Origin of the sequence: Thalassolituus sp. UBA3500 (assembly GCF_002377545.1) — a bacterium.
Lineage (GTDB): Bacteria > Pseudomonadota > Gammaproteobacteria > Pseudomonadales > Oceanobacteraceae > Thalassolituus.
Genome location: NZ_DFQB01000001.1, coordinates 99,542 through 124,482 on the forward strand (window position 1 = coordinate 99,542; position 24,941 = coordinate 124,482).

25 protein-coding genes are annotated in these 24,941 nt (G+C 51.9%); 15 read left to right on the forward strand and 10 right to left on the reverse strand.

Annotated features, from left to right (window positions below; all coding sequences use genetic code 11):
- Positions 1–40 precede the first annotated feature (40 nt).
- Positions 41–1,774: a S8 family peptidase gene (locus B2R29_RS00480; RefSeq protein ID WP_301179295.1), complete on the reverse strand. Its 1,734-nt coding sequence runs from the start codon at positions 1,772–1,774 to the stop codon at positions 41–43.
- Between the two features lie 284 nt (positions 1,775–2,058).
- On the opposite strand from B2R29_RS00480, the gene B2R29_RS00485 reads away from it, so the two are divergent.
- Entirely contained in the window at positions 2,059–2,967 is a 909-nt protein-coding gene (locus B2R29_RS00485; protein ID WP_301179296.1) for a hypothetical protein, read from the forward strand.
- 28 nt (positions 2,968–2,995) lie between these two features.
- Here the strand turns inward: B2R29_RS00485 and B2R29_RS00490 are convergent, their stop codons facing one another.
- The 5 genes from B2R29_RS00490 to B2R29_RS00510 all read right to left on the reverse strand — a co-directional run bounded on the left by B2R29_RS00490 (position 2,996) and on the right by B2R29_RS00510 (position 6,778).
- A complete protein-coding gene (locus tag B2R29_RS00490) occupies positions 2,996–3,277 on the reverse strand; it encodes a hypothetical protein (RefSeq protein ID WP_301179297.1) in 282 nt (93 codons plus the stop codon).
- A gap of 44 nt (positions 3,278–3,321) precedes the next feature.
- Positions 3,322–4,146: a PhzF family phenazine biosynthesis protein gene (locus B2R29_RS00495; protein WP_301179298.1), complete on the reverse strand. Its 825-nt coding sequence runs from the start codon at positions 4,144–4,146 to the stop codon at positions 3,322–3,324.
- Positions 4,147–4,261: 115 nt separating this feature from the next.
- Positions 4,262–4,999: an MBL fold metallo-hydrolase gene (locus B2R29_RS00500; RefSeq protein WP_301179299.1), complete on the reverse strand. Its 738-nt coding sequence runs from the start codon at positions 4,997–4,999 to the stop codon at positions 4,262–4,264.
- Complete coding sequence (locus B2R29_RS00505) at positions 4,993–5,601, reverse strand: hypothetical protein (RefSeq protein WP_301179300.1); 609 nt, start codon at positions 5,599–5,601, stop codon at positions 4,993–4,995. The genes B2R29_RS00500 and B2R29_RS00505 overlap by 7 nt, the downstream gene beginning before the upstream one ends.
- A gap of 52 nt (positions 5,602–5,653) precedes the next feature.
- The gene (locus tag B2R29_RS00510) at positions 5,654–6,778 is read right to left on the reverse strand and encodes a DUF3530 family protein (protein WP_301179301.1); all 1,125 of its coding nucleotides are present in this window, start codon (positions 6,776–6,778) and stop codon (positions 5,654–5,656) included.
- 157 nt (positions 6,779–6,935) lie between these two features.
- On the opposite strand from B2R29_RS00510, the gene rpe reads away from it, so the two are divergent.
- Genes rpe through cmoB form a run of 5 tightly spaced genes read left to right on the forward strand, consistent with a single transcriptional unit; the run spans position 6,936 to position 11,632 of the window.
- The gene (gene rpe / locus B2R29_RS00515) at positions 6,936–7,610 is read left to right on the forward strand and encodes a ribulose-phosphate 3-epimerase (protein ID WP_301179473.1); all 675 of its coding nucleotides are present in this window, start codon (positions 6,936–6,938) and stop codon (positions 7,608–7,610) included.
- A 3-nt stretch (positions 7,611–7,613) separates the two neighbouring features.
- Positions 7,614–8,303 carry a phosphoglycolate phosphatase gene (locus tag B2R29_RS00520; RefSeq protein WP_301179302.1) on the forward strand — a complete coding sequence of 230 codons (690 nt, stop codon included), beginning with the start codon at positions 7,614–7,616 and terminating at the stop codon, positions 8,301–8,303.
- Positions 8,304–8,310: 7 nt separating this feature from the next.
- Positions 8,311–9,900 (forward strand): DNA recombination protein RmuC, encoded by a 1,590-nt coding sequence (gene rmuC, locus B2R29_RS00525; RefSeq protein ID WP_301179303.1) that lies wholly within the window; start codon positions 8,311–8,313, stop codon positions 9,898–9,900.
- Complete coding sequence (gene cmoA / locus B2R29_RS00530; RefSeq protein ID WP_301179304.1) at positions 9,897–10,622, forward strand: carboxy-S-adenosyl-L-methionine synthase CmoA; 726 nt, start codon at positions 9,897–9,899, stop codon at positions 10,620–10,622. Before rmuC ends, cmoA begins: the two co-directional genes overlap by 4 nt.
- Positions 10,622–11,632 carry a tRNA 5-methoxyuridine(34)/uridine 5-oxyacetic acid(34) synthase CmoB gene (cmoB, locus tag B2R29_RS00535; protein ID WP_301179305.1) on the forward strand — a complete coding sequence of 337 codons (1,011 nt, stop codon included), beginning with the start codon at positions 10,622–10,624 and terminating at the stop codon, positions 11,630–11,632. Before cmoA ends, cmoB begins: the two co-directional genes overlap by 1 nt.
- A 43-nt stretch (positions 11,633–11,675) precedes the next feature.
- On the opposite strand, the gene B2R29_RS00540 is transcribed toward cmoB, so the two are convergent.
- Positions 11,676–12,164 carry an NYN domain-containing protein gene (locus B2R29_RS00540; RefSeq protein WP_301179306.1) on the reverse strand — a complete coding sequence of 163 codons (489 nt, stop codon included), beginning with the start codon at positions 12,162–12,164 and terminating at the stop codon, positions 11,676–11,678.
- 69 nt (positions 12,165–12,233) lie between these two features.
- Complete coding sequence (locus B2R29_RS00545) at positions 12,234–12,431, reverse strand: DUF2061 domain-containing protein (RefSeq protein ID WP_301179307.1); 198 nt, start codon at positions 12,429–12,431, stop codon at positions 12,234–12,236.
- A 180-nt stretch (positions 12,432–12,611) separates the two neighbouring features.
- On the opposite strand from B2R29_RS00545, the gene B2R29_RS00550 reads away from it, so the two are divergent.
- Genes B2R29_RS00550 through B2R29_RS00565 form a run of 4 tightly spaced genes read left to right on the forward strand, consistent with a single transcriptional unit; the run spans position 12,612 to position 16,134 of the window.
- Entirely contained in the window at positions 12,612–13,076 is a 465-nt protein-coding gene (locus B2R29_RS00550; RefSeq protein ID WP_301179308.1) for a hypothetical protein, read from the forward strand.
- Positions 13,077–13,102: 26 nt separating this feature from the next.
- Positions 13,103–13,762: a PspA/IM30 family protein gene (locus B2R29_RS00555; RefSeq protein WP_301179309.1), complete on the forward strand. Its 660-nt coding sequence runs from the start codon at positions 13,103–13,105 to the stop codon at positions 13,760–13,762.
- Complete coding sequence (locus B2R29_RS00560; RefSeq protein WP_301179310.1) at positions 13,763–14,416, forward strand: YqiJ family protein; 654 nt, start codon at positions 13,763–13,765, stop codon at positions 14,414–14,416.
- Between the two features lie 35 nt (positions 14,417–14,451).
- A complete protein-coding gene (locus tag B2R29_RS00565; RefSeq protein WP_301179311.1) occupies positions 14,452–16,134 on the forward strand; it encodes a flotillin family protein in 1,683 nt (560 codons plus the stop codon).
- A 79-nt stretch (positions 16,135–16,213) separates the two neighbouring features.
- Here B2R29_RS00565 and B2R29_RS00570 read toward each other — a convergent pair whose 3' ends face one another.
- A complete protein-coding gene (locus tag B2R29_RS00570; RefSeq protein WP_301179312.1) occupies positions 16,214–17,197 on the reverse strand; it encodes a tRNA dihydrouridine synthase in 984 nt (327 codons plus the stop codon).
- Between the two features lie 229 nt (positions 17,198–17,426).
- Here B2R29_RS00570 and B2R29_RS00575 point away from each other — a divergent pair, with 229 nt between their 5' ends.
- The 4 genes from B2R29_RS00575 to B2R29_RS00590 all read left to right on the forward strand — a co-directional run bounded on the left by B2R29_RS00575 (position 17,427) and on the right by B2R29_RS00590 (position 21,476).
- A complete protein-coding gene (locus B2R29_RS00575; RefSeq protein ID WP_301179313.1) occupies positions 17,427–17,675 on the forward strand; it encodes an OadG family protein in 249 nt (82 codons plus the stop codon).
- A gap of 63 nt (positions 17,676–17,738) precedes the next feature.
- Positions 17,739–19,520: a sodium-extruding oxaloacetate decarboxylase subunit alpha gene (gene oadA / locus B2R29_RS00580; protein WP_301179314.1), complete on the forward strand. Its 1,782-nt coding sequence runs from the start codon at positions 17,739–17,741 to the stop codon at positions 19,518–19,520.
- A 13-nt stretch (positions 19,521–19,533) separates the two neighbouring features.
- Positions 19,534–20,835, forward strand: coding sequence for a sodium ion-translocating decarboxylase subunit beta (locus B2R29_RS00585; protein ID WP_301179315.1), 1,302 nt, complete (start codon positions 19,534–19,536; stop codon positions 20,833–20,835).
- 149 nt (positions 20,836–20,984) lie between these two features.
- Complete coding sequence (locus tag B2R29_RS00590) at positions 20,985–21,476, forward strand: MgtC/SapB family protein (protein ID WP_301179316.1); 492 nt, start codon at positions 20,985–20,987, stop codon at positions 21,474–21,476.
- Between the two features lie 65 nt (positions 21,477–21,541).
- Here B2R29_RS00590 and mqo read toward each other — a convergent pair whose 3' ends face one another.
- On the reverse strand, positions 21,542–23,023 hold the full coding sequence (gene mqo / locus B2R29_RS00595; protein ID WP_301179317.1) for a malate dehydrogenase (quinone): 1,482 nt from the start codon (positions 23,021–23,023) through the stop codon (positions 21,542–21,544).
- A 451-nt stretch (positions 23,024–23,474) separates the two neighbouring features.
- On the opposite strand from mqo, the gene gtfA reads away from it, so the two are divergent.
- Positions 23,475–24,917 (forward strand): sucrose phosphorylase, encoded by a 1,443-nt coding sequence (gene gtfA / locus B2R29_RS00600; protein ID WP_068443236.1) that lies wholly within the window; start codon positions 23,475–23,477, stop codon positions 24,915–24,917.
- Positions 24,918–24,941 lie beyond the last annotated feature (24 nt).

Here is a 24,941-nt window from a genome sequence, read left to right on the forward strand (position 1 = left end):
TGAGCGGCTTTTTTTATGCTTCAGCTTTTTTTGGCAGCGCTTACTGTTCTTCATCCTGAGTGACAGTGAAGTAGTTCAGACTGCCACGGTTACCAGGACTGCGATCAACAATAGTCAGTGTGTAAGTGCCGCTGATGCCGCCGGTGGTCGCTGCATACTGCCCGGCAGTACCAGATACCCCAGTGCGGCTCATGGCGGTCTGTGAACCGTCAGGAGCGGTGAGGGTTACACTCAGTTCGTTGTGATTATTGTGGTTAATAACAACGTTCGCCTGGCTATTGTCGCCGTTGTTATCCACGTTCAGAGACACTCGTGAAACCCCTTCGCGAGTGAAGAACCACCAGTAACGGCTTGCGTCATTCAGCGTGATATTGGTTGAGCCGCCGTAGGTGATTGTTTCAATAACGGGCTCTGGGTCGGTCGGATCCGTTGGGTCTGTCGGATCCGTTGCGTCTGTCGGATCCGTTGCGTCTGTCGGATCCGTTGGTTCTCCGCCCGTGACCGCTAATAATGCAGCGTGGGCATCCACCAGGCCTGTTCCGCAGCCGTCACAGTTTCCGACAAAAGGACGAGCTGTGTTCTTGAGAACCGTTTCAATATCCTGCGGAGAGAGTGCCGCGTTAGCAGAACGCATTAGGGCGACGACACCTGCGATCTGAGGTGCAGCCATCGAGGTGCCCTGGTATTTTGCGTAGGCTGCACCAGCACGCCCCTGCGAGCCACTGTCAATCGTGCTTAAAATGCCGTCACCGTTGCCACCACCCGGTGCTGCGATATCAACGACGCTACCATAGTTGGAGTAACTGGCGCGGCTGCCATCGACGCCTACCGAGGCGACAGTAATGACGTTGTTGCAGTTGGCGGGAACAGAACCAGAAGCGTTGGTGTTTTCATTGCCAGCAGCAACCACCACGACAGATCCTGCCTCCGTGGCAGCGTTAATGGCATCCTGCATAAAGCCAGGGCAACTGCCGGCACCGCCCAGAGACATATTAATCACGTCAGCAGGATTGTTGTTGGTTGGCAGCCCGGCAACGGGTAAGCCAGCAGACCACAGAACACCATCAGCGATATCAGAAAGTGATCCGCCACAGGTGCCCAGTACCCGGACAGGAACGTGTTTCGCTTGAGGAGCAACACCGGTAATGCCGATACCATCATCGGCTGTGGCGTTGGCGATGCCAGCAACATGAGAGCCATGCCATGACGAGTTACTGGAGTAGCCGCACGTCCAGAACGTAGTGTAATCGCCTTCATCAATGGCGTTGCCATCACGGCCATCACCATCGCGGGCACTGCTCGAACTACTGATCATGTCATAGCCGGGCAGAAGATTATTATTCAGATCCGGGTGTGGAACGTAGCCGGTGTCTGCGACAGCTATTACAGCCCCTGCGCCCTGAGTGATATCCCAGGCATCCTGGGCGTTAATCCCAGCGGCCGCACTGAATAGCCCCCATTGCTGACTGAAATACGGGTCGTTCGGTACCAGGCTGGCAGTCACATGGATGTCTGGCTCGACAGCTTCGATCAGGTTGTAGCGCTTCAGCGCTTCGATCAGACGGGTGTTGTGATCAGGTAGGTTGATAACCCAGCGGCGACGGTCGGCCATACGGCGTTTAACGGCCATCTCGGGAAACCATTTCTGAAACCGTTCTCCGGCATCATCTTGTGCGACTCTGGTGGTTACAACGTATTGACCCGCCAGTGAAGTGTTAGCACCCAGTGCGACTAAAGCAGCAAGAGCTGCAGGCACATACTTTTTTATTGTCATTATCATGTCCTGTTTATTGCGTTCAGATTCCATTGCTCAACCCAGTATTCCACTCTATTTAAATGTCTTGGGCAATGGCATGACGTGCCACCGTTAAGGTGTTAGTGTGTAGAGGCAGTAATCTGACCTGTCGGGTGCTAAATCCGGACACAATGCGATGGCGTTCAAAATTGCGTCTGAGGTTTTTGCGTTGAGGCCAGATTTGCTACTACACTTACAGTGCTGTCTATCATGTCTCTTCGATTTGTCGAAGGCACAAAAATAACAATCTGGTTCGTACCGGCATGAAAAACTCGTCAAAATCCTGGTTACTTGGTGGCATTTTATTGCTTCCGGGAGCGTTAATTGCGCTCACCATGCAGTTCCTCTCGCCTGACCTCTTGTCGTCAGACCGGCATCAGTCTATTAGGGTCCTGTCTGCACTGCCGCCCACTGCGGCCGGTGATTTCGAACTTATGGATATTGGCGGTGAAATCTGGGCCGGAGCAGTGAAGCCGGTGACATATACCGAACGTATCCGCACGGACGAAATGACCGCCAGCCTGACGTTGCAGGTACTCAAATACAGATTCCGTCGAAACCAGCAAATCGCAGCAAGAATGCAATTTGCTCCTGAATCAGGCGAGCCGCCGCGCGGCGCACATATGTCTCTGGCAGTGACGACCCGCCAGGGAAATTACATAGCCGAAGCCTCACCCGACTGGATTAAGACCGGAGAGGGTACCGTTGGTAGTGTGATGATAACCCCAGAACCCGGTTGGCCAGATGAACTGACGTTGGTTCTGACTCTCAAGGCACCGGAGCGCTTACCGGTTGAGTCTTCGGTGGATATCGAGCTTTTCAGCCCTAAGGTATTGATAGAGGGGGTCGGTAACATTTCCAGTGAAGGTGATGAGTGGTTAATCCCGATCAATGCCGAAGTGTATGAGCCAGGGGTTGTCGTCGTGTCTGCGCGTCTATTGGATAAAGCGGGCAACCTGGTGACTCATATTCACAGCCGGGGGCACTTTGACGAAAGCGGAACGCTTGAAGTCCGTTTACGTAAAAAGCTCATCGAGGCGTCGATGCTGGATGATGGCTTGGTGATGACCGATATTTCGGTTCGCCACATCGCAGATTCACTGAACGCGGATATGGGGTGGGGGGACTCTACTCAGGCCAGTTACCGGATAGACCCTGTTTCAGGGCAGTAACCTTCCTTTAGATTTACAGGTCGGGCTTTCAGACATACAGGTCGAGCAACCGACCGCGATTATCTTCAACCGACATTGCCGCGACCTCACCATAGGCAGAGGTGGGTCCAGCTGTCTTTTCACGTTGAAAGCTGTTTGCCATGGCCTCAAGGTCGGCATCGTCCGGTATTGCTGGAATATACTCGACCTTTCGGGCTGCCTCTCTCTCATCAATGTTTTGCGTCGCTTGTTTGCGGGCAGGGGCCTGCTCCCGTTCGCTATCCTGAACGGGAGGTACAAAGACGGGTGGCAGAATTGTATTTGAAACCATAGCTCAGAGTGTAGCTGGTTTTGCAGATCTGGTGCAGTGACTTGTCAGTCAGGAATGCGAATAACACCCTGCATATAGTGGTAGGTAGATCCGGTGATCCTCACGGTATCACCTTTCATATCAAGGCTAAGCTGGCCACCTCGTTGAGAGATCTGCCGCGCCTGAAGGCGGGTCTTTCCGAGCTTTTCTGCCCACAGTGGCGTGAGAGAGCAGAACGAAGAACCGGTTACCGGATCTTCATTTATTCCCTGGCGTGGTGCAAAGAAGCGGCTGACAAAGTCAATGCGTCCATGTTCCGCCGGTGCAGTGATCGCCAGTGCAAAACAATCCAGGTCACCTAATGCTGCGAAATCAGGGTTGCAGTCACGAACAGCAGCTTCGTCTTTGAGGACGGCAATCAGGTCTCGGGACTGGTGCAGTTCCTGCACATCAGTATTAAGTATTTTACTGATCTTGTTCAGTAAACGTTTCCCCGTGACTGCTTCCGGTGCACGTTGCGGGAATTCCAGGCGATAGCGCACTGGGGACTTTTTACTCAGCACGCTGACCGATATGTTACCCGCCTGACAGGTCATCGGCAGTTGCTCCCGCTCATCCCCCAGAATCTGATGAATCACATGGGCGGTTGCCAGAGTAGCGTGTCCACACAAGTCGACTTCACTGGTCGGCGTAAACCACCGCAAGTGATAGCTGTCGTCGTCCTGTTTAACAAAGAAGGTCGTTTCGGAGAGGTTGTTTTCTGCAGCAATATCCTGCATCTGACGATCGTCGAGCCAGTCATTAAGCGGAACAACGGCTGCTGGGTTGCCACTCAGGGCGCTCGGGTTTTTCAGCGTAAAAGCGTCGATCTGAAATATAGGGAGATCCATGCGCGATGTTCCAGAGAAAATTCGCAGGCATGCTATCACGACGCCTCGTTCAACGGGAGCAGTAACGGGGGCGATCCCGGCTGCCAGGGAAGGCATTTGCCGGGAAAAGAGATATTCAGCCTTTAATAGCGACGCCCACTGGTAATTGATCGAACCAACGCAGGAAGTCGGCAACGTGAGGTGGCTTAAACAGCCGGCCGTGTTGAGGGGCCATGATCTTAATGTCGAGCGCACTGACTCTGCGAATCCAGTCGTGCTTGGCCGCGTCTGAGGGCATCCAACGCTGATGGAATTTCTTCATTTTCGGCCCATGCCGCTCCATGCTATCTACCCATAACGGGGCGCCCGGCTCTTCAAGTGCGGCGCCAACGTCGCCGCTCATGAGAATACCGGCCTTGGCATCCCAAACATGGAAATTGCCAGAAGAGTGCAGGTAGTGCGCAGGAATAAACTGCAGCTGGATACGTCCGAGCGTGATCGTCATACCTTCATCGGGGATTGCCTTATAGGTGATGTTATTCATGCCGAAGTGACGGATAAAGCTTTCCCACAGCCACGGAGAATAAAGATCAGCATTTGGCAAAGCCTGATCCCAGAGACCCAGCGACGATATGATGTCAGGGTCCTGGTGGGATGCGAATAACTTAGTGATGCCCTCCGCCGGCACGTACTTAAGCACAGAAGTCAGCATTGGTGCGAACAACTCGATGCCACCGGGATCGAGAAGGATAGCTTCATCGCCGCTCTGAATCAGGTATTGATTGGTGTCGATAATGCCGTCTGGCTTACCTGGGTCACGCGCAAACATGGTCCAGCGGTGGTCGCCATCTTCATACAAAACGGTGGCTAGCATGCGATTTTCCTTTCCCTGTGGTTCTGGCTGAGCAGACTGTTAGCGCGATTAAGATGAGCTGCAATCCGGTCTGCCGTTTTGCGGATGTTGTCGGCAATTACCTCCAGTTGTTCGCGGAAGTCGCCAGCGGTTGCGGCTTCAACGTGGCTGGAGGTTGCAATCAGGTTTGCAGTCCGGATGTGTTTGTAACTCTCATCAATTTGCCCAATCAGGTCTCTGAGGCCGATCTGTAGCTCGTGATTGAGCGCATTAAGCTGTTTGTCGCACTGGTTGATGTGGGGGCTGATCGAGGCCAGGTATTCCGGCTTCTGCGCTTCAACCCAACGAAACTGTGCCATCGCGTTATCTGAGTGCCACGCGGTGACCGCCTGCGTTGATAGTTTCTCAGCGTGATGATTGATCACTCGTGACTGTGAGATGATGGCGCTGGCAAGTTCTTCAATGAAATCGGTAATCGCCCGGAAGCCAACTGTTTTACTACCCGCACGGACTGCAAGTGCCCTGGCATTTTTGGCTGTTAAGGCCAGGCCTCGGGCTTCAATCATTGCCTGGTGCAGCTCAGCGGATACGCTGGCTGCAATTATGAATACTGGCGCTGCCACAACATCTCTCCATCAGGTGGGCGTTTCCACTAAGCTTAGAATAGATTCTGAATTAGGGTAGTTCTGTGCCGGCAGCATTTGTTCTGAGCCAGCCACGGATTCGACGCAGTACGGTATTGCTGTCGGCAGAGGCGCTGCTCAGGTGAATTTGTTGGTAGCGGTCGCGATGACGACGTTTCATCGCGCCGATGCGTTGTTTGTCCTGCCAGGAAGAGGATCTCGCATCTGCTGTGAGAATATCGAGTACCGGAACTTCCAGAGTTTCCAGAACCTGAGACAAGCGCAGTGGGCTCAGTGGGTGTTCTCTGGGATCGACCAGTACCAATACCAGACCGTTCGAATTCTCGGTCTCCCGTTGACGTGTCTGAACGGCATTTGCTGCCCAGACCGCACTGTCGCCGTGGGCAATCAGTACATTGTTCAGCTGGCCCCGACTGGCCAGATACCCCAATCCAGAACGGATACGTTCAGCAATACCGTCGGTGTAGGCTTTGCGCTTCTGTTCAGGAGTGAGGCCGGTCTCCTCCTCGGAAACGCTGCTTTCAACAGGCTCATCGTTGCTGTTGTCGTCAGGCTCAGTGTTCTCATCTTCCGTGTTTTCGACTTGCTGCTGACCTGCCTCCTCATCGTCTTCTGCGGCGATATCCTCTGAGCTCTCTGTGTTGTCTTCAGAAGAGCCGGTGGTGGATTCTGTAGGTTTGCGAACCGGCAATCTCTCTACCGGGGCGCTGGGCAGTTCAATGGCAAGTGTGGTCCAGCCGTAGTCAGTCAGCGCTTCTCGCAGAGGAGCGACCAGTTCAGGCCAGTGCCCATGTTGCTCTATATCATGAAGTATCAGTGCACCGCCCTGCGGTCGGCCGCTTTGTTCCCGCAGGAATAGCCCATAAAATGAATCGGGACCGGCGACGAGAGTGACGACCTCATCAGAACGTTGAAAAAGTGCCAGATGCTCAATGATGCTCTGGTGTCTTTCTGAATCCGGGTACGGGACAGCCCGCATGGGGGCGACAGGTGCGGGTGAGTCTTCGGAATCCCCTGCCTCCCTGGTGCTTTTCTCTGTTGCGGCTTCTTCCGATGCGGTTTCTTGCAGAGCAGGCGCCTGGCTCTGCTCATCTTCGCTGAATGCCGGCAACGGGATGGCAAGCAGAATCATGATAGCGGCAAACATTGGTTTCATAGCGTCAGAATAATCGCGAATCCGGGACTTTGGAGAACAGCAGCAAAAACCGTTCCCTATGCCCAATGCTAGAGGAGACAGAATGGCACTGGAAATGGCACAGGAGAGTGAGAGCACGTACAATACGCCGAAATTCACTGCCCTGGAATCCAAGCCCATGAAGGAATGTCTGATTGCCCCGTCTATCCTGTCCGCCGACTTTGCCCGCTTAGGTGAAGAGGTCGATAACGTTCTGGCAGCCGGTGCCGATGTCGTTCACTTTGATGTGATGGATAACCACTATGTGCCGAACCTGACGATTGGCCCTATGGTGTGCAAGGCACTGCGTAATCACGGTGTCACTGCACCGATTGATGTGCACCTGATGGTCAGCCCGGTTGATCAGATGATCGGCGATTTCGCCGAAGCCGGAGCAACCTACATTACCTTCCACCCGGAAGCGTCAGATCATATCGACCGCAGCCTGCAGTTGATTAAAGCCGCGGGCTGTAAAGCCGGTCTGGTGTTTAATCCGGCAACGCCGCTGCACTATATGGATTACGTTATGGACAAGCTTGACGTCGTTCTGTTGATGTCGGTTAACCCAGGGTTTGGTGGTCAGTCTTTTATTCCGGCGACGCTGGATAAGTTGCGTGAAGCACGTAAGAAGATTGACGAGTCAGGCTATGATATCCGTCTTGAGATCGATGGTGGTGTGAAGGTCGACAATATTGGTGAAATTTACGCTGCTGGGGCGGATATGTTCGTTGCTGGTTCTGCGATCTTTAATGCACCAGATTACAAAACCGTCATTGATGACATGCGCACTGAAATCGCCAAAGCGGGCAGCTGATCCATGTTCAATGCAGACGTCTGCACACTGACAGGCGATGGTCAGCCGCAGCTGGTACTGCTCGATCTGGATGGCACTCTGATCGACAGCGTGCCTGATCTGGCAGCAGCAACCGACAAGATGCTGGTGGCACTAGGTCGTAAAGCGGCAGGTCCACAACAGGTAGCGCATTGGGTAGGTAACGGTGCTGATATGTTGGTGCGTCGGGCGCTGGCAGAAGGAAACGAAGACGCGGCGTTAGCGCTCGATGCCGACGAGGTGGCGGTTGCGCGAAAGCATTTCGATGACGCGTATCTTGCCTGTCTTCATAACGCGACCGGCGCGTTTGATGGCGTCGATGAGTTTCTGCAAACCATTGAGGCTAAGAAAGTCCTGGTCACCAACAAGCCTCGTCTTTTTACCGAGCCGTTAATTCGATCTCTAGGTTGGCAGGCGTATTTTCAGTTCCTTCTCTGTGGCGATGACCTCGCTGAAAAAAAGCCATCGCCCGTTCCGGTTTTGCATGCCTGTAAAGAAACAGGGATAAAGCCTTCTCAAACCATCATGATTGGTGACTCCCGCCATGATATTGCCGCGGCAAAAGCGGCAGGGGTTGCGACGGTCGCAGTGACCTACGGATACAATCATGGCGACGATATCCGCAATAGCGCTCCGGATCTGGTGGTCGACTCATTGAGCGAATTACTTGTTTAGGTAAATCATGACCGAATCTCTTCAATTTCTTTCAGATTCACCGTTACTCGCTGCATTAATAGCGGCTTTTGTTCCAGCCACATTTGCGTTGGGCTGGTTGTTGCGCGAGCGCAAAGCAGCGTCTGACAAAGAAACATCAGCGCTACAGATTCAGCAACTTACGGCGGACGCAGAGCGCCTGCGCGAAGAAAAGTCCTTGCTGGCAGATCAGCTCTCTGCAGAACGATCGATTCGCCAGGAAGCAGAAGCCCGTGCCAGTGATTCCGGACTGGCGCTGGCCAGAGAACAGGAAAAACTGTCTGCGTTATCGCGTCAGGAGCAGTTACTGGAGAAACGGCTGACCGAATCGGATTCAAGATCAGCGCAGTTACAGACCCAGCTGAGTGATGTGCAGTCGCGGCTGGCGACCGAGCAGGAAGCCCGGCAGCAGGAGCAGCGCAGTGCCGATGAGAAGCTTGCGGTCATAAATGAATCGCGTGAGCAGCTCCTGAAAGAGTTTGAAAACCTGTCACAGAAAATCTTTGAGCAGAAAACCAAGCAGTTCAGCGAACAGAGTCAACAGGGCATTAACGCATTGCTGAATCCTTTTCGGGAACAGCTCGATGGCCTGAAAAAGAAAGTCGAAGATGTGTACGTCTCAGATGCCAAGGATCGAGCGTCATTGCAGGCTCAGATTGGTGAGTTGCATAAACTGAATCAGCAGATGAGTGCCGAAGCCCATGCACTGACGACCGCCTTACGTGGTGAAAAGAAAAAACAGGGCAACTGGGGCGAGCTTGTTCTTGAAACAGTCCTCGAAAAATCAGGTCTGCGGGAGGGCGAAGAATTTGTCCGCGAGCAGTCGCTGAATAACGACGAAGGCAAACGCTACCGCCCGGATGTGATCATCAACCTGCCGGACGATAAGCATATTATTGTCGATTCTAAAGTCTCACTGAACGCCTACACCGATATGGTCAACGCCGAAGATGACGGTGAGCGTCAGCAGTATCTGCGCCAGCACGTTGAAGCCATCCGCCAGCATATCCGCTCTTTGAGTGATAAAGCGTATCAACAGCTCGAAGGGCTGAATTCGCCGGATTTTGTATTTCTGTTTATGCCGGTAGAGCCCGCCTTCATGGCGGCATTCGAGCAGGATGACAGCCTGTTTAACGAAGCTTTTGATAAGCGCATTGTCGTCGTTACGCCCACCACACTGTTGGCTACTCTGCGCACGGTGGCAAGTATCTGGGCGATTGAACGTCGTAATAAAAGCACTGAAAAACTCGCCGACCAGGCCGGGAAAATTTACGACAAACTGGTGATCGTCGCTGAGCGTATGGAAACCATGGGTAAACAGCTGAACACCGTTCAGGGCACCTACGACGATACCTGGAAAGCGCTGAAAAGCGGTCGTGGCAACCTGATCAATCAGGCTGATCAGTTCCGCAAGCTGGGCGTACGGGCAAAAAAAGAAATGGCCAAATCGCTGGTGGAAGAAGCCAACGCTGAGCATGAGCTTTATGAGTCCGGTGTGGCGCGTGAAGAAAAGAACACGCAGGACGAAATGTTTGCTCTTGAGTCTTCGTCTCCTGACCCGGAAGTGACAGAAAAATGAGCGATCAGGATAATATTTACAACACGCCTCAGACTGCCGTCGCTGATTTTGAATTTAATACCGCGGTCGCCCGTGTGTTCCCCGACATGATTAAACGCTCGGTGCCGGGGTACGCTGAGACGGTGGCGATGTCGGGCATTATTGCAGCGCGTTATGCACAGCCAGGCACCCACCTTTACGATCTGGGCTGCTCTCTCGGTGCCGTGACGCTGGCCATGCGTCATGCATTAAAAACTTCCGACTGTAAAATCATCGGTATTGATAACTCCGAGTCAATGCTGGAGCGCGCCGGGCATTATCTTGCGCTGGATGATGATGGCCCCGAGGTTGATTTGGTGTGTGCCGATATTTGTGAATGCCCGATAGAAAATGCCTCAGTCACCGCGCTCAATTTTGTTCTGCAATTTATAGAACCTCAAAAACGCCTTGCGTTATTAACCCGTATTGCCGAGGCAACCTGTGAAGGCGGGGCATTAATTCTGTCTGAAAAAATCGCCTTTGATGATCAGGAACAGGCTCTGCAAACAGAGCTGCATCACGATTTTAAACGGGCAAATGGGTACTCCGATCTGGAGATTTCACAGAAGCGCAGTGCCATTGAAAACGTATTGATACCCGAAACAGAAAGTGCCCACCGAGAGCGCCTGATGCAGGCGGGATTCTCACAGGTGATCCGTTGGTACCAGTGCTTTAACTTCGTTTCATACTTAGCCATAAAATAATGACGTATTCCGATGACTCCCTGTTGCCATGGTTTGATCATGTTCATGCGTTTCTGCGTGAGGGTAAATTTGCCCCTTGGGGAAATGTACTGCGTGATCAGCTGCAATTGTTTTTGCATGACAAAGAGCATGGTGATCAGGCTCGCTGGCTCGAAGCACTGGATTCTCTCCCCGCGATCACTCCGGATCAATGTGATCTGACAGCGCATGATCTTCGCCTGACTAAAGCACATATCTCTGATGAAGATAGCGCAGCCGTGGAGGCCGGTCTGCGTGGTTTAATGCCGTGGCGTAAAGGTCCGTTCCAGTTTTTTAATACGCACATTGATACTGAGTGGCGTTCTGACTGGAAGTGGGATCGTGTCGCGCCACATCTTGCGCCGTTAAGAGGTCGCACGGTTCTGGATGTTGGTTGCGGCTCTGGTTACCACATGTGGCGCATGTTGGGTGAGGGGGCTGGCCAGGTGATCGGTGTTGATCCGTCACGATTGTTTCTTATGCAGTTTCAGGCCTACAAACGATACGCTGAAAGGGCACAGGGAAGGTTAAATATCGACCTTTTGCCGCTGCGTATGGAAGACGTACCGCCACGATTACGTGCTTTCGATACCACGTTTTCAATGGGCGTTCTGTACCACCGTAAGTCACCGATTGATCATCTTCAGGAGTTGCGTGACACGCTGCGCCCGGGTGGCCAGTTGGTGCTCGAGACTCTCGTGATTGAAGGCGGGCTGGGCGAGGTGCTGATGCCAGAAGACCGCTACGCCATGATGCGCAACGTTTGGTTTTTACCTTCTGTTGAGACCTTATTGCTGTGGTGTCGCCGCGCGGGCTTACGCAATGCCCGGGTCGTCGATCTGAATCAGACGTCGCTGGATGAGCAGCGCAGTACTGATTGGATGCGGTTTAATTCGTTGCCGGATTTTCTTGATCCTGAAGACTCTTCAAAAACAGCGGAAGGCTACCCAGCGCCATTAAGAGCGGTGATTCTGGCCGAGACTCCAGCTTAAACACTGTTTTTAACATCGGGCTTAATCGTTGTGTTTCTTGCATCTACTTACCTGATGCAGGCAGTAACAGGCGCTCATCAATCGGAATAAAACGATCCGCGGCGTCGATTAAAGAACGCGCCGTGAGTGCCTCTACGCCGACAACCCAGCATTGCGCGCCATCCTTTCGAGCGCGCTCCAGAGCCAGATCAAAATCACCGTCGCCTGAAAGCAATACGATAATGTCTGAGGCAGGCGCTGCATCCACCAGATCAATCGTAATACCGACATCCCAATCGCCTTTTGCTGAACCATCACGACGTTGAATATAAGGTTTAAGTCGTACATGGAAACCGAGTTCCTTGAGAATACGCTGAAAATTCATCTGCCCGGCATCACCGCGATCAATAGCGTAAGCGACGGCGGTATGAACTTCGCGCCCCTGTGAGAATTCGTTCCACAAGGCCCGGTAATTAAAGTGACGCCCGAATTCCTGTCGGCAGGTGTAGTAAATATTCTGCACATCGGCGAACAGGGAAATGGTCTGCGTCATAACTCTCTACTTACTGTCGGTGGATATTGCGATCATACAGGGTATCAGGCTTTGCTGAGCATCGCTGTATCACGCACATGCCAACGGCGTATTCATCTCTGTGTTTCGGCGCGCCCAAATCTTCTCGTGAAAGTAATATCCTACTGTGTTGATGGCTGGCTCCACGATGGCGATTGCTCCACCGACAATAAAGCTACCACTCAGGGCGTAAGCCACAGAAAAGGCAATGGCGAAGTGCATAACTGCAAAGCTGATGGTCTTGGTCATGAGTCTGATCTCGCTGTGAGTTACATCAATGGCTTCAGAATATCACCTGAGAATCATTCTCATATTTGGTTTTATCGATCATACGAATAGCCGTTCGCTATGACGAAAGTGCTTGACCAGTACAGCTAAGGGTGTATACATTTGTATGCAAATAAGGAACATCAACTCAAGGACGATAGGGTGCTAAACAAATCCCAATCCATCAGCGTCAGACTGTCTCCGGAAGATTACGCGTATCTTATGCGTATTGAGCAAAATGGTGCTGTCACCCAGAGTGAAAAAGTACGTGAGCTGATCCGCATGGCGCGCGAGCAGGTCGGTTCCGAAAGTTTTTCTCGAGCATACTTGTCGTCTTCAGAAGTAGCAGCGCCCATCCTTGCAGAATGTAAATCTGACCCTGAATCACGCAGTGATGTGTGTGAGGCTCTGCTGATTGGGGTAGCCGAGATCGCCGCATCTGTGCAGGCCACTACGCGTGATGACGCCTTTCTAAGAAACCTGGAGCACGGCTTACTCCCTGTTGCTGAGCAATTGGTTAAGCAACTGTTACCTGCTCTGATATCTGAACATGCCAATCGTACTGAAGAAGTAGATGTCGACCGTAAACAGCGGCTTCTTCATTTGATTGAAACTCTGACTGAATAGATTAACGACACACTGAGGAACACATTATGCCGGAAGGATACATCGCAAGAATCGGGCGCCTGGTAGCAGCATCCGCTAATACTCTGATTGATTCACTGGAGAACGTCGCACCTGTCATGGTGATGGAGCAGACGATCCGCGAAATTGACGAAGCTATTGAAGAAGTCAGGCAGCAGCTGGGCAAGACAGAAGCGGCCCGTTATCTCAGCAGCCAATCTCTGAATAAAGATAATGCCCGCCATGTCGAGCTTCAGGAGCAGATTGAAATTGCAGTGAACGAAGGACGCGATGATCTTGCAGAAGCCGCTATCGCGCGTCAGATGGACATTGAGGCCATGCTTCCGGTGGTTGAGAAATCAATTACTGATGCCGATGCTGAAATCGTTGAACTGAATTCTTACATTCAGGCGCTGCAGGCGAAAAAGCGTGAAATGGAAGAAGCGAAAGAAGAGTACCGGAAAGCAGAAGCGCAAGCTTCTGGTGAACCTGGTGTTCCAGGCAGTAGCGAACCCTCCCGCCGTGTAGAGAAAGCCACGGCAGCGTTTAATCGCGTGATGAACAATGCCGGTGCGCCGGGGATCAGCGGAAATCAGGATGCCGCTAAATTAGCCGAGCTGGAGTCTCTGTCACGTAGTAATCGAATAAAAGAGCGTCTTGCGCGTATTAAGTCCGGATCGGAATCGTAAATGGAATTTTTGCTCGCTGATAATAACTTTCCATTCAGTGTTGCCTTGATGCTGATGCTGATTATTGCACTGACTGAAGGCGTGCTGACGGTGATTGGGGCTGGGATGTCGGAAGCAATAGACAGTTTGTTGCCTGATATTGAGTTTGATATCGATGGAAATATCAGCTCTGGCGGAGTGCTGACCAGCTTCCTTGGCTGGATTCGTTTCGGGCAGGTTCCTGCGTTGGTGCTTCTGGTTATTTTCCTCGCCACTTTTGGGCTTGCGGGGTTAGTTTTCCAGTCAGTTCTTGAAAGTATTCTGGGTTTTACGTTACCCGCATTAATTGCTTCTCCTTTGGCGGTTGTTGCTGCGTTGCCAATGGTGCGCGGCTGCAACGGAGTATTGGCAAAAGTAGTTTTCAAAGACGAGACAGAATCGATATCCGCCAGCACCTTTGTTGGTCGGGTTGCGGTCATCACCATAGGTGAAGCTCGTCAGAACTCTCCAGCGGAGGCCCGTTTTAAAGATCGTCACGGCACTACGCATTACGTGATGGTCGAGCCAATGGAAGACGTTGTTTTTAAGCAGGGCGACAAGGTACTCCTGGTCGAGTCTGCTGGGGCAACGTTTAAAGTGATAGAACCTGCTAACCCGAATCTGGGGCAGGTATAAATAGTAGTGAATCCCTCATAAGGAATTGAAGAAAAATGAGTAATCTTGGTTCAATTATTTTTATTTCAGTGGTGCTGTTTGTTGCGCTGCTGGTGGTCGGTATTATCTTTTCGCGGTTATATACCCGTGCCTCTAAAGAGCGGTCGTTTGTTCGTACGGGCATGGGCGGGCAGAAAGTAATCCTCAATGGTGGTGCCATGGTATTACCGGTACTTCATGAAGTGATTCCGGTAAATATGAATACCTTGCGCCTGGCTGTATCACGTAAGGAACAGCAGGCACTTATTACTAAGGATCGTATGCGTGTTGATGTTCTGGCTGAATTCTATCTGCGGGTTAAGCCAGAGAATGATGCAATCGCAAACGCCGCTCAGACACTGGGTGCGCGTACGTTGGACCCTGAAGCTCTGAAAGAGATGATCGAGGGTAAGTTTGTTGATGCTCTGCGCTCTGTAGCAGCCGAAATGGAAATGGCAGAGCTGCACGAGCAGCGTAGCCAGTTCGTTCAGAAAGTGCAGCAGGTAGTGAGTGAAGACCTGTTAAAGAATGGTCTCGAGCTCGAGTCTGTGTCTCTCACAGGGTTGGACCAGACTCCACGTGAATTCTTCCAGCAAGACAACGTGTTCGATGCTGAAGGTCTTTCGAGAATGACTCGCTCCATCGAAGCACGTCGTAAAGAGGTGAATGATGTTGAACAGGAGACCAGGGTTCAGATCGAAACTAAAAACCTTGAAGCGGAACGTCAGCGTCTCGAAATTCAACGTGAGGTCCGTTATGCACAAATGGATCAGCAACGCGAAATTGAAAACCGTGAAGCGCAGCAACAAGCGGATATAGCGAAAGAAAAAGCAGATAAAGAGCGGACTGCACTTCAGGCTGAAATTATTGCTAAACGCGAAGTCGATGAGTCTCGTATCGATGCTGAGCAGCAAACGCGGTTGCTCGAAATTGAGAAAGATCGTCGACTTCGTGAGCAGGAAATTGAACGTGAACGCCAGCTAGAAGAGCGTGAAATTGAAAAGCAGAAGTCTCTGGAAATCGCTCAGCAGGAACGTGCCATTGCGGTCGCTCAGAAATCGAAAGAGCAGTCGCTGGCTGATCAGGAAGCTAACGTAGCTCGCTCAGAAGCAGTAAAAGCGGAAGAGAAAGTAATGACTGCGAAGCAGGTAGAAATTGCAGAGCGTGAAAAAGAGATCGAACTGATCGAAGCTAAAAAAGAGGCAGAACGTCAGGCAACAGGCGTGAAAGTATCAGCCGAAGCTGAGAAGTTTGCTGCTGAAGACAAAGCCGAGGCACTGCGCTTGCAGGCACAGGCTGAAGCCGATGCAATTCGCGTCCGGGTTGAAGCTGATCGTGAAAAATATATGGTCGATGCAGAAGGTCAACGTGCAATGAATGAGGCTCTGAACAGCCTCAGCGAAGCACAGATTGCTCTGAAGCGGGTATTGAGCCTGCATGAGAGTCTGCCAATGATTATCCGTGAAAGCGTCAAGCCTCTGGAGAACATCGACGGTATGAAGATCGTATCGATTGATGGGCTGAGCGGTCTGGGTGAGGGCGGCCATAAAGGTATTCTGAGTGCGGATAAAGAAGCCGGGCAAAGTTTACCTGAGGCTTTGGTCGATAGTGCCCTGAAACACCGTGCCATGGCGCCTTTGGTAGATTCACTGTTAAAAGAAGCAGGTGTGAACGATCTGACCGCAGATCTGAATTCCTGATGTATATCCCGCCAGCTGACCTGCACTAGTGGGTCAGTCAGGCGGTCAGTCAGGCCTCCAGTCAGGTGGGTGCGACCCTCTACAGGTCTGACTCAGATGCCAACCTTATCTTACTGAAAAACGCTTCCCTCGAACGCTCGCGCTTTACACTATCGAATACAGACTTAATCGTTTCCGAGTGCATCGAAAAATAGTGTAGCCATTGTTTCAACCGGTCCGTGAGCTGCTTGTCTGTTAAGTGCTCCAGCGACTCTGAAAGTGTTTCAAGTAACCCCAGGTGTTGATGCCAGGTCATTGGCTGATAATCGGGTTCTTTGATGATTCGTGCCAGATCGGGCGTCGCGACCAGCCCACGTCCGATCATCAGAAGATCAGACTGACTTTCCTGTTGGCATTGGTGGGCTTGTTCTGGCGTCCAGATTTCGCCGTTGGCGAGTACCGGGATATCAATTACCTGCTTTATATCAGCGATCCATTTCCAATAGGCCGGGGGCTTATAGCCTTCCGTTTTCGTACGTGCATGAACGGTTAACCATTGAATTCCGCCGGATGCGAGTGCGGATGCATTCTCCAGTGCCAGACTTTTATCTTTGAAGCCGAGGCGCATTTTCGCACTGACGGGGATGTGCGCAGGAACAGCACTGCGCACTGCGCTTGCGATGCGGTTCAGCAGGTCAGGGTATTGCAGCAGAACAGCGCCGCCCTGGCTGCGATTAACCGTTTTTGCCGGGCAGCCGAAGTTCAGGTCAATCGCTAGTGCACCGAGTTCAGCGGCTTTCGCAGCATTGCCAGCCATCAACTCCGGATCACTGCCAAGTAGCTGCACGTGGACTGGTGTCCCGGCGAGTGTGCGTCCGCCGTTATGTAGTTCAGGGCACAGGCGGTAGAAAACTTTCGACGGGAATACCTGCTGCGTGACGCGGATGAATTCAGTCACGCAGTGATCGATACCGCCGACAGCGGTCAGGAGTTCGCGAAATGTTCCATCCATCAGACCTTCCATGGGCGCGAGGGCGATATAAGGGCGCTTTGTATCTGTAAAAGGAAGGTTGCTGGCGAACATCGGGTGATCTCAGAGGAAACGCTGTAAAGGGCGCGCGAGTATACGCGAGCTACTGTCGTTCATGCTACTGCCGACCAGTGTGTGAGCGGGCTGTGGCCGTTTTAGGCGGTTGCTTTGGCTGGTCAAGTTGAGTACTCTAGCGCAGCTTGCCGGACTCCGTGGCAGGACAGTTTGTGTCTGACCGACGGATACGGAGAGATCCACAGAGACCATTTTGAGGAGCGCCTGCATGGCTGAGCCAAGCGTCGTATCACAAGGTCTGGAGCTGATGATTTTCGGTATGGGCGTCGTCTTTGTCTTTCTGACAATGCTCGTGTTCGTGACCGCTGCTATGTCCAGAATTGTGAACAAAATTGCTCCTGAGGTAGAAGTGCCCGCGGCAAAACCCGCCGCAGCGCCACAGACCACAGGGGTGGATCCGCAGTTGTTGAAAGTATTATCTGCGGCAGTAAAAGAGCATCGTGCCCGCCAAAAGTAAGGCACGGTATAAGAAGAACTCAACGTTAATTAACAACGTTTACGGAAGAAAAGGCCATCATCCATGACCGATTCTAAGAAACCATTAGGTATTACCGACGTCGTCCTGCGTGACGCTCACCAGTCTATTCTGGCGACCCGCATGCGCATTGATGACATGCTCCCTATTGCTGAGAAACTCGACCAGGTTGGTTATTGGTCACTTGAGTCCTGGGGCGGCGCAACATTTGACTCCTGCATCCGCTTCCTCGGTGAAGATCCATGGGATCGTATCCGCGAATTCAAGAAAGCAATGCCAAAGACCAAGCACCAGATGCTGCTGCGTGGTCAGAACCTGCTTGGCTACCGTCATTACGCTGATGATGTTGTAGAGAAGTTTGTAGAGCGTGCGGCTACCAATGGCGTAGACGTTTTCCGTGTGTTCGACGCAATGAACGATCCGCGCAACCTTGAGACAGCACTGAAAGCTGTTAAGAAACAAGGTAAACACGCGCAGGGTACGCTGTCGTACACCACCAGTCCGGTACATACACTGGATTCATGGATTGATCTGGCGAAACAGATCGAAGACATGGGTGCTGATTCTATCGCCATCAAAGACATGGCAGGCATCCTGACCCCATACGATGCATACGAGCTGGTATCACGCCTGAAAGCACAGACTGATCTTGAAGTTCAGCTGCACGCGCACGCGACAGCAGGTATGTCTGATATGACCATCCTGAAGGCGATCGAAGCGGGTATTGACCGCGTCGATACTGCTATTTCTTCTATGTCGATGACTTACGGCCATACTGCAACCGAATCTGTTGTTGCTGCTCTGGCTGGCACCGATCGCGATACAGGCCTGGACCTGCTGCTGATCGAAGAAATTGCTGCTTACTTCCGTGATGTTCGTAAGAAGTACGCTAAGTTCGAAGGCGCGCTGCGCGGCACAGACAGCCGTATTCTTGTTGCTCAGGTGCCGGGCGGCATGTTGACCAACATGGAAAACCAGCTGCGTGAGCAGGGCGCTTCTGACAAGTTCGACGAAGTTCTGAAAGAGATCCCACGTGTACGTGAAGATCTGGGACATATTCCTCTGGTGACTCCAACGTCTCAGATTGTTGGTACTCAGGCAGTACTGAACGTTCTGACTGGCGAGCGTTACAAGTCGATCTCGAAAGAGACTCAGGGCATTCTTAAAGGCGAATACGGTGCAGCACCTGCCGCTATGAATGCTGAGCTTCAGGCTCGTGTTCTGGAAGGCAAAGAAGCAATTACCTGTCGCCCAGCTGACCTGATCGAGAACGAACTCGATAAAGTGATTGCTGACGTTGACAAGCTGGCCGCTGAGAAAGGTATCGAGCTGTCTGCCGACAAGATCGATGACGCTCTGACCTACGCTATGTTCCCTCAGATCGCGCCTAAGTTCCTTGAGAACCGTAATAACCCAGACGCATTTGAGCCAGCTCCAAAAGGCGCTGATGAAGACACCTTTACTGTCACTGTTGATGGCAACGAATACGTTGTGAAAGTGGATGACGGCGGCGATGTGACTGATCTTAAGCCAGTAAATGGCGCACCAATGTCATTCGGTGGTGATTCAGGCAACGCGGGTGCTGCGACATCTGCTCCGGTTGCAGCGGGCGGCGGTGATCCTGTTTCTGCGCCACTGGCTGGTAACGTCTGGAAGGTACTGGTTCAGCCAGGTCAGACCGTTAGCGAAGGTGATGTTGTCATCATCCTTGAAGCCATGAAGATGGAAACTGAGGTGCGTGCACCGCGCTCAGGCACCATCGGCAGTGTGACAGCCACCGAAGGTGCTGCTGTTAAAGTGGGTGACACCCTCTACACACTGGGTTAATGGGAGCTGACTGATGGAAAGTTTACTCCGACTCTGGAATGACACTGGTATCGCTCACATTGAGCCAGGCCAGGCGTTCATGATGCTGGTTGGCTTCGGTATGTTGTACCTGGCCATCAAGAAGGGTTTTGAACCACTTCTGCTTCTGCCAATCGCTGTTGGTACTCTGATGGTAAACATCCCGAGTGCCGGACTGGGTTGGTCTGCGGCTGAAGGTGCAATCCGTTCTGCTGATCCTGCACTGCTTGCTCAGTTCCGTGACCTGTTTGGTCTGGCGGCTGATGCGACTGTGCACAATATACTGGATGCGTATCACAGTGCCGAATCCGCGCTGTATAAGAAGGCACTCCTGCTGGGTAAAGAAGCTGGTTTTGAAAACGGCATGCTCTACACCTTCTATAGCGTGACGATTGCCAGTGGTGTTGCACCTCTGCTGATCTTCATGGGCGTTGGTGCTATGACTGACTTCGGTCCGCTTCTGGCTAACCCGAAAACACTGCTGCTCGGTGCTGCTGCTCAGTTTGGTATCTTTGGTACCGTTGCTGGTGCGGTATTACTGACCGATGCGGGTCTGATGGACTTCACCGTTCAGCAGGCAGCTGCGATCGGTATTATTGGTGGTGCAGATGGCCCGACGTCGATCTTTATTGCATCTAAGCTGGCTCCTGAACTGCTGGGTGCGATTGCGGTTGCGGCCTATTCATACATGGCGCTGGTTCCTTTGATTCAGCCACCAATTATGAAAGCACTGACCACAGAAGCTGAGCGTAAGATTCAGATGGAACAGCTGCGTACGGTGACAAAAGGCGAGAAAATCGTTTTCCCGATCGCGGTACTGATTCTGGTTGCACTGTTGCTGCCTTCAGCGGCACCGCTGCTGGGTATGTTCTGCTTCGGTAACCTGATGAAAGAATCTGGTGTGGTAGAGCGTCTGAGCGATACTGCACAGAACGCACTGATCAACATGGTGACCATCTTCCTGGGTCTGTCAGTAGGCTACAAAATGAGCTCTGACGCCTTCCTGAATGGCAGCACTCTGGCGATTATCGTTCTGGGTCTGGTTGCCTTTATGGTGGGTACTGCGGCAGGTGTCGTGATGGCTAAGATCATGAATGCACTGTCTAAAGATCCTATCAACCCACTTATTGGTTCAGCGGGTGTTTCTGCTGTACCTATGGCGGCACGTGTGTCGAACAAAGTGGGTCTGGAAGCCAACGGCCAGAACTTCCTGCTGATGCATGCGATGGGCCCGAACGTTGCGGGTGTAATCGGTTCAGCAGTTGCGGCAGGTGTGATGATTTCCTTCTTCGGATAAGACTCACAACTCTGCAGTTCAAAAACGGCACCTTTTTAGGTGCCGTTTTTTTTGCCTGTTGTTTGTACCAGGACTGTCCAGTAGCTACTGAGAGGAACCTCGTAGCATGCTTTGTGCTCCCAATAGTGAGAGATTAATGGAGTAGTTACATGACAGAGCTTGAATGGACACAAATGTTAAATCACTTTGTGGACCTTGGGATTGCTTTCTTACTGGCCGTACCGGTCGCTGTAAACCGTGAACTCAGAAGCAAAGGCGTTGGCCTGCGTACGTTTCCTCTGGTGTCTGTGGCATCCTGTGGGTATATGTTACTGGCGATGCAGGTTTATAGCGGCTCAGATGCTGAGGCACGGGTAATGTACGGCCTGATTACAGGGATAGGTTTTATTGGTGGTGGTGCGATACTGAAGAATGGCGGCAATGTTTCGGGAACGGCAACAGCGGCGAGTATCTGGAACACTGGAGCGATTGGTGTCTCCGTGGCGTACAGCTATTACGAAATTGCGATTACCCTGTCGCTGATTAACTTTCTGGTGCTGCAGTTTGGTGGCGTTATTAAACAGGAAACGAAAGCGGTGTCTCAGAAGCATAGCGACGATGAGGCAGGTAAACCGGCAAGGAGCTTAAATGAGAGCGACTGATAAAGTGGGCGCTCAAGAACAAAAAAAGCCAGGCGTATGCCTGGCTTTTTCAGTTTCGCGAGTGCTTACTCGCCGATCTTCAGTGTACTGAGAACTTCTGAACGAATACGACCGAGGAGTTCTGCGTCGTTTTTCAGAGACTCGCCGTATGAAGGAATCATCTTCTTCAGACGCTTATCCCAGCCTGATGCCATTTTCTCAGGGAAGCAGCGCTCCAGCACCTCGATCATCGCCTGTACCGCGACAGATGCACCCGGAGAGGCGCCAAGCAGCGCGGCCAGCGAGCCGTCTTTCGCTGCGACCAGCTCGGTACCAAATTCGAGTTTACCGCGGCCGCTGGCGTCTTTCTTGATGATCTGTACGCGTTGGCCGGCGCGGGCCAGAGTCCAGTCAGACGCTTTGCAGGCTGGATAGTAACCGCGCAGAGTACCCACGCGCTCTTTATGAGACTGGCGTACTTCGCTGATCAGGTACTTGGTCAGGTCCATGTTATTGAAACCGACGTCCATCATAGGCATCAGGTTGCTGACGCTGACAGATTTCAGCAGATCAAACTTAGAACCAGACTTCAGGAATTTCATGGTAAAGCCCGCGAACGGGCCAAACAGCAACGCGGGCTCGCCATTGATGATGCGGGTATCAAGGTGAGGCACTGACATAGGAGGCGCACCAATCGCAGCCTTGCCATACACTTTGGCACTGTGTTGAGCAACGATCGCAGGATCTTTGCATACCAGCCACTGACCAGAGACCGGGAAGCCTCCGTAGCCGTCAGCCTCGTCGATACCGGAAGCCTGCAGTAGCGGCAGAGCACCGCCACCGGCCCCCAGGAAGACAAAGTTAGCGTGAATAGTTTTCGATTTGCCTGATTTACGGTCTTTCACGCGAACGTGCCAGCTTCCGTCTTTGGCATGATCAAAGTCGTTCACTTCGTGATTCAGGCAAAGAGTAAAGTTGTCATCATCCTGCAGGTTCTTGACCATGTTACGGGCCAGTGAACCGAAGTCGACGTCTGTTCCGTGAGCGATACGGGTTGCCGCGACTTTTTCTGAAGGATCGCGATCCTTCATTACGAGCGGCATCCATTGTTCCAGTACAGCTGGATCTTCGGAGTACTCCATCTCTTTAAACAGGTGGTGCGCGCTCAGTTTTTCATGGCGGCGGCGCAGGAATTCAACGTTCTCCTCACCCCAGACGAAACTCAGGTGAGGCGTCGTATTGATGAAGTTTTTTGGCTCTGGCAGGCCGCCTTCACGCACCAGATAGCTCCAGAGCTGGAGTGAAATTTCAAAGTTTGCGTTGATCGACAGAGCCCGGTCGATTTCGACATCGCCATCGGCGGTTTGTGGCGTGTAGTTCAGCTCACAGTATCCGGCATGTCCGGTGCCTGCGTTGTTCCAGCCGTCTGTGCTCTCGTGGGCTACGTGGTCGAGGCGTTCAACCAGGGTAATTTGAAGGGATGGGTCCAGTCTGCGAAGCAGTGTGCCCAGGGTTGCGCTCATTGCACCGCCGCCAACCAGCAGTACGTCGACCTTTTCTGTCGTCATTCGGGAATCGCCTTTAATTCAGATACTCTTTCAATGCAGGCAGAAGGCCGGGAGCAAGGGGTGTCCTTATTAGCCAGCTTCTGATCCGATACAGAACGGGATATCCGTCTGAACCTGCTCGTCTGTATGAAGAGAATAGACCTGCAAATCAGGCCTGGGCCAGTATCGTGTCTGTACTGGCTCTACATAACATATGTCTTTTCATTCGCTCGCGAAAATACCCGAAAACCCTATACGGGTCAATTGGATAGCTACTTTGTCAGGCTTTGACGAATGGCTTCAGACCGGGGTTCTGGCGGTAGATTTTGGGCGCAACAGAACGAAATAGAGAGTATGAGGAACCTTGATCAGTTCCCTTTATCTCAAGAATGACCAGAACGTCGGACGCAATCCGCCATAAAGGGGTGATTACTCTGTGTCATGCGTTAGGGTGAAATGAGAGGAGGACACTATGTCGTTGAAGAATGCCGTACAACTAATTGCCTATCCAGACCGTATTGGTAAAGACCTGAAAGACCTGGCGGGTTTTATGGAACAGCACCTGAGTACTGCCGTCGGGGGTGTTCATATATTGCCATTCTACCCGTCTAACGCGGATGCCGGTTTTTCACCTCTGACGCACAAAGAGGTTGATCCCGCGTATGGTGGTTGGGCAGACATTGAGCGTATCGCCGCGCAGTTCGATATCTGTGCTGATCTGACCGTAAATCATATTTCCGACGAGTCTGAAGAGTTTAAGGACTTTCTTCAGAAAAAGGACGAATCGAAATACGCTGAATTGTTTGTCCGCGTCGATAAAATGGGTGAGTTTTCCCCGGACGATATGGCGAAAATTCATATCCGCAAAGAGAAAGAACCTTTCCGTGAGGTGACCTTCGCCGATGGCTCGACCGAGCGTGTCTGGTGCACATTCACCGAGCAACAGATTGACCTGAATTATGAAGCCGACGCTACTTATGAACTGATGGAAGATTACATTGGGTTCCTTGCCTCAAAAGGTGTGAATCTGTTCCGTCTTGATGCGTTTGGCTACACCACAAAGCGGGTCGGAAGCAGCTGCTTTCTGGTAGAACCCGACGTTTACCGTAATCTCGATTGGGTCAATTCGGTGGCGCAAAAGCACGGTGCACGTTGTTTGCCTGAAGTTCATGATCACAGCAGTTATCAGTACGCCATCAGTCGTCGTGATATGCATCCGTATGGCTTTGCGTTGCCACCGTTGGTACTGTTCTCACTACTGGATGCAAACAGTGTGTATCTGAAGCACTGGTTGCGTATGTGTCCTCGTAATATGGTCACCGTCCTCGACACCCACGATGGTATCTGTATTCCTGATGTCGAAGGTGTTCTGCCTGAAGAGAAAATTGCCGCTCTGATCGATAACCTGCAGCAGCGCAGTGCCGATCCGATTATGCGCAAGTCAGCTGCTAATATTCACAGTGTTGGTGCGATTTATCAGATCACCTGTACGTTTTACGATGCACTGATGCAGAACGATGACGCTTACATTGCCGCTCGCGCGATTCAGTTCTTCACACCAGGCATTCCTCAGGTGTATTACGTTGGTTTGTTGGCGGGCGTTAATGATGAAGAACTGATGGAGGAAACGGGTGAATTACGTGACATTAACCGCCACTACTACAGTCTTTCTGAGGCCAAAGAATCGTTAACAAGCCCGGTTGTAAAGCGCTTGCTGAAGTTAATGGAGTTCCGCTCGAACTACCCGGCCTTTGATGGACGTTTTGAACTGCACTCCAGTAATGACAGCAGTGTCCACATGGCGTGGCGTCACGGCGAATACTACTGTGAAGTTTTTGTGGATCTGAACTTTAACACTGTCGCATTAAGCTATCTTGATACTGAGACGCTCGAAGAAGTCTCTGTTACCTGTTAAGTATTTGAGGCCCGCCATTGCGCG

Coding starts and splice junctions, on each gene's coding strand:
- rmuC (WP_301179303.1), top strand. CDS start 8,311: ATGACCGAATCTCTTCAATTTCTTTCAGATTCACCGTTACTCGCTGCA.
- gtfA (WP_068443236.1), top strand. CDS start 23,475: ATGTCGTTGAAGAATGCCGTACAACTAATTGCCTATCCAGACCGTATT.
- B2R29_RS00520 (WP_301179302.1), top strand. CDS start 7,614: ATGTTCAATGCAGACGTCTGCACACTGACAGGCGATGGTCAGCCGCAG.
- B2R29_RS00495 (WP_301179298.1), bottom strand. CDS start 4,146: ATGGATCTCCCTATATTTCAGATCGACGCTTTTACGCTGAAAAACCCG.
- cmoA (WP_301179304.1), top strand. CDS start 9,897: ATGAGCGATCAGGATAATATTTACAACACGCCTCAGACTGCCGTCGCT.
- B2R29_RS00485 (WP_301179296.1), top strand. CDS start 2,059: ATGAAAAACTCGTCAAAATCCTGGTTACTTGGTGGCATTTTATTGCTT.
- B2R29_RS00555 (WP_301179309.1), top strand. CDS start 13,103: ATGCCGGAAGGATACATCGCAAGAATCGGGCGCCTGGTAGCAGCATCC.
- cmoB (WP_301179305.1), top strand. CDS start 10,622: ATGACGTATTCCGATGACTCCCTGTTGCCATGGTTTGATCATGTTCAT.
- mqo (WP_301179317.1), bottom strand. CDS start 23,023: ATGACGACAGAAAAGGTCGACGTACTGCTGGTTGGCGGCGGTGCAATG.
- B2R29_RS00510 (WP_301179301.1), bottom strand. CDS start 6,778: ATGAAACCAATGTTTGCCGCTATCATGATTCTGCTTGCCATCCCGTTG.
- B2R29_RS00565 (WP_301179311.1), top strand. CDS start 14,452: ATGAGTAATCTTGGTTCAATTATTTTTATTTCAGTGGTGCTGTTTGTT.
- B2R29_RS00575 (WP_301179313.1), top strand. CDS start 17,427: ATGGCTGAGCCAAGCGTCGTATCACAAGGTCTGGAGCTGATGATTTTC.
- B2R29_RS00560 (WP_301179310.1), top strand. CDS start 13,763: ATGGAATTTTTGCTCGCTGATAATAACTTTCCATTCAGTGTTGCCTTG.
- B2R29_RS00590 (WP_301179316.1), top strand. CDS start 20,985: ATGACAGAGCTTGAATGGACACAAATGTTAAATCACTTTGTGGACCTT.
- B2R29_RS00585 (WP_301179315.1), top strand. CDS start 19,534: ATGGAAAGTTTACTCCGACTCTGGAATGACACTGGTATCGCTCACATT.
- B2R29_RS00545 (WP_301179307.1), bottom strand. CDS start 12,431: ATGACCAAGACCATCAGCTTTGCAGTTATGCACTTCGCCATTGCCTTT.
- B2R29_RS00570 (WP_301179312.1), bottom strand. CDS start 17,197: ATGTTCGCCAGCAACCTTCCTTTTACAGATACAAAGCGCCCTTATATC.
- oadA (WP_301179314.1), top strand. CDS start 17,739: ATGACCGATTCTAAGAAACCATTAGGTATTACCGACGTCGTCCTGCGT.
- B2R29_RS00490 (WP_301179297.1), bottom strand. CDS start 3,277: ATGGTTTCAAATACAATTCTGCCACCCGTCTTTGTACCTCCCGTTCAG.
- B2R29_RS00540 (WP_301179306.1), bottom strand. CDS start 12,164: ATGACGCAGACCATTTCCCTGTTCGCCGATGTGCAGAATATTTACTAC.
- rpe (WP_301179473.1), top strand. CDS start 6,936: ATGAAGGAATGTCTGATTGCCCCGTCTATCCTGTCCGCCGACTTTGCC.
- B2R29_RS00500 (WP_301179299.1), bottom strand. CDS start 4,999: ATGCTAGCCACCGTTTTGTATGAAGATGGCGACCACCGCTGGACCATG.
- B2R29_RS00480 (WP_301179295.1), bottom strand. CDS start 1,774: ATGACAATAAAAAAGTATGTGCCTGCAGCTCTTGCTGCTTTAGTCGCA.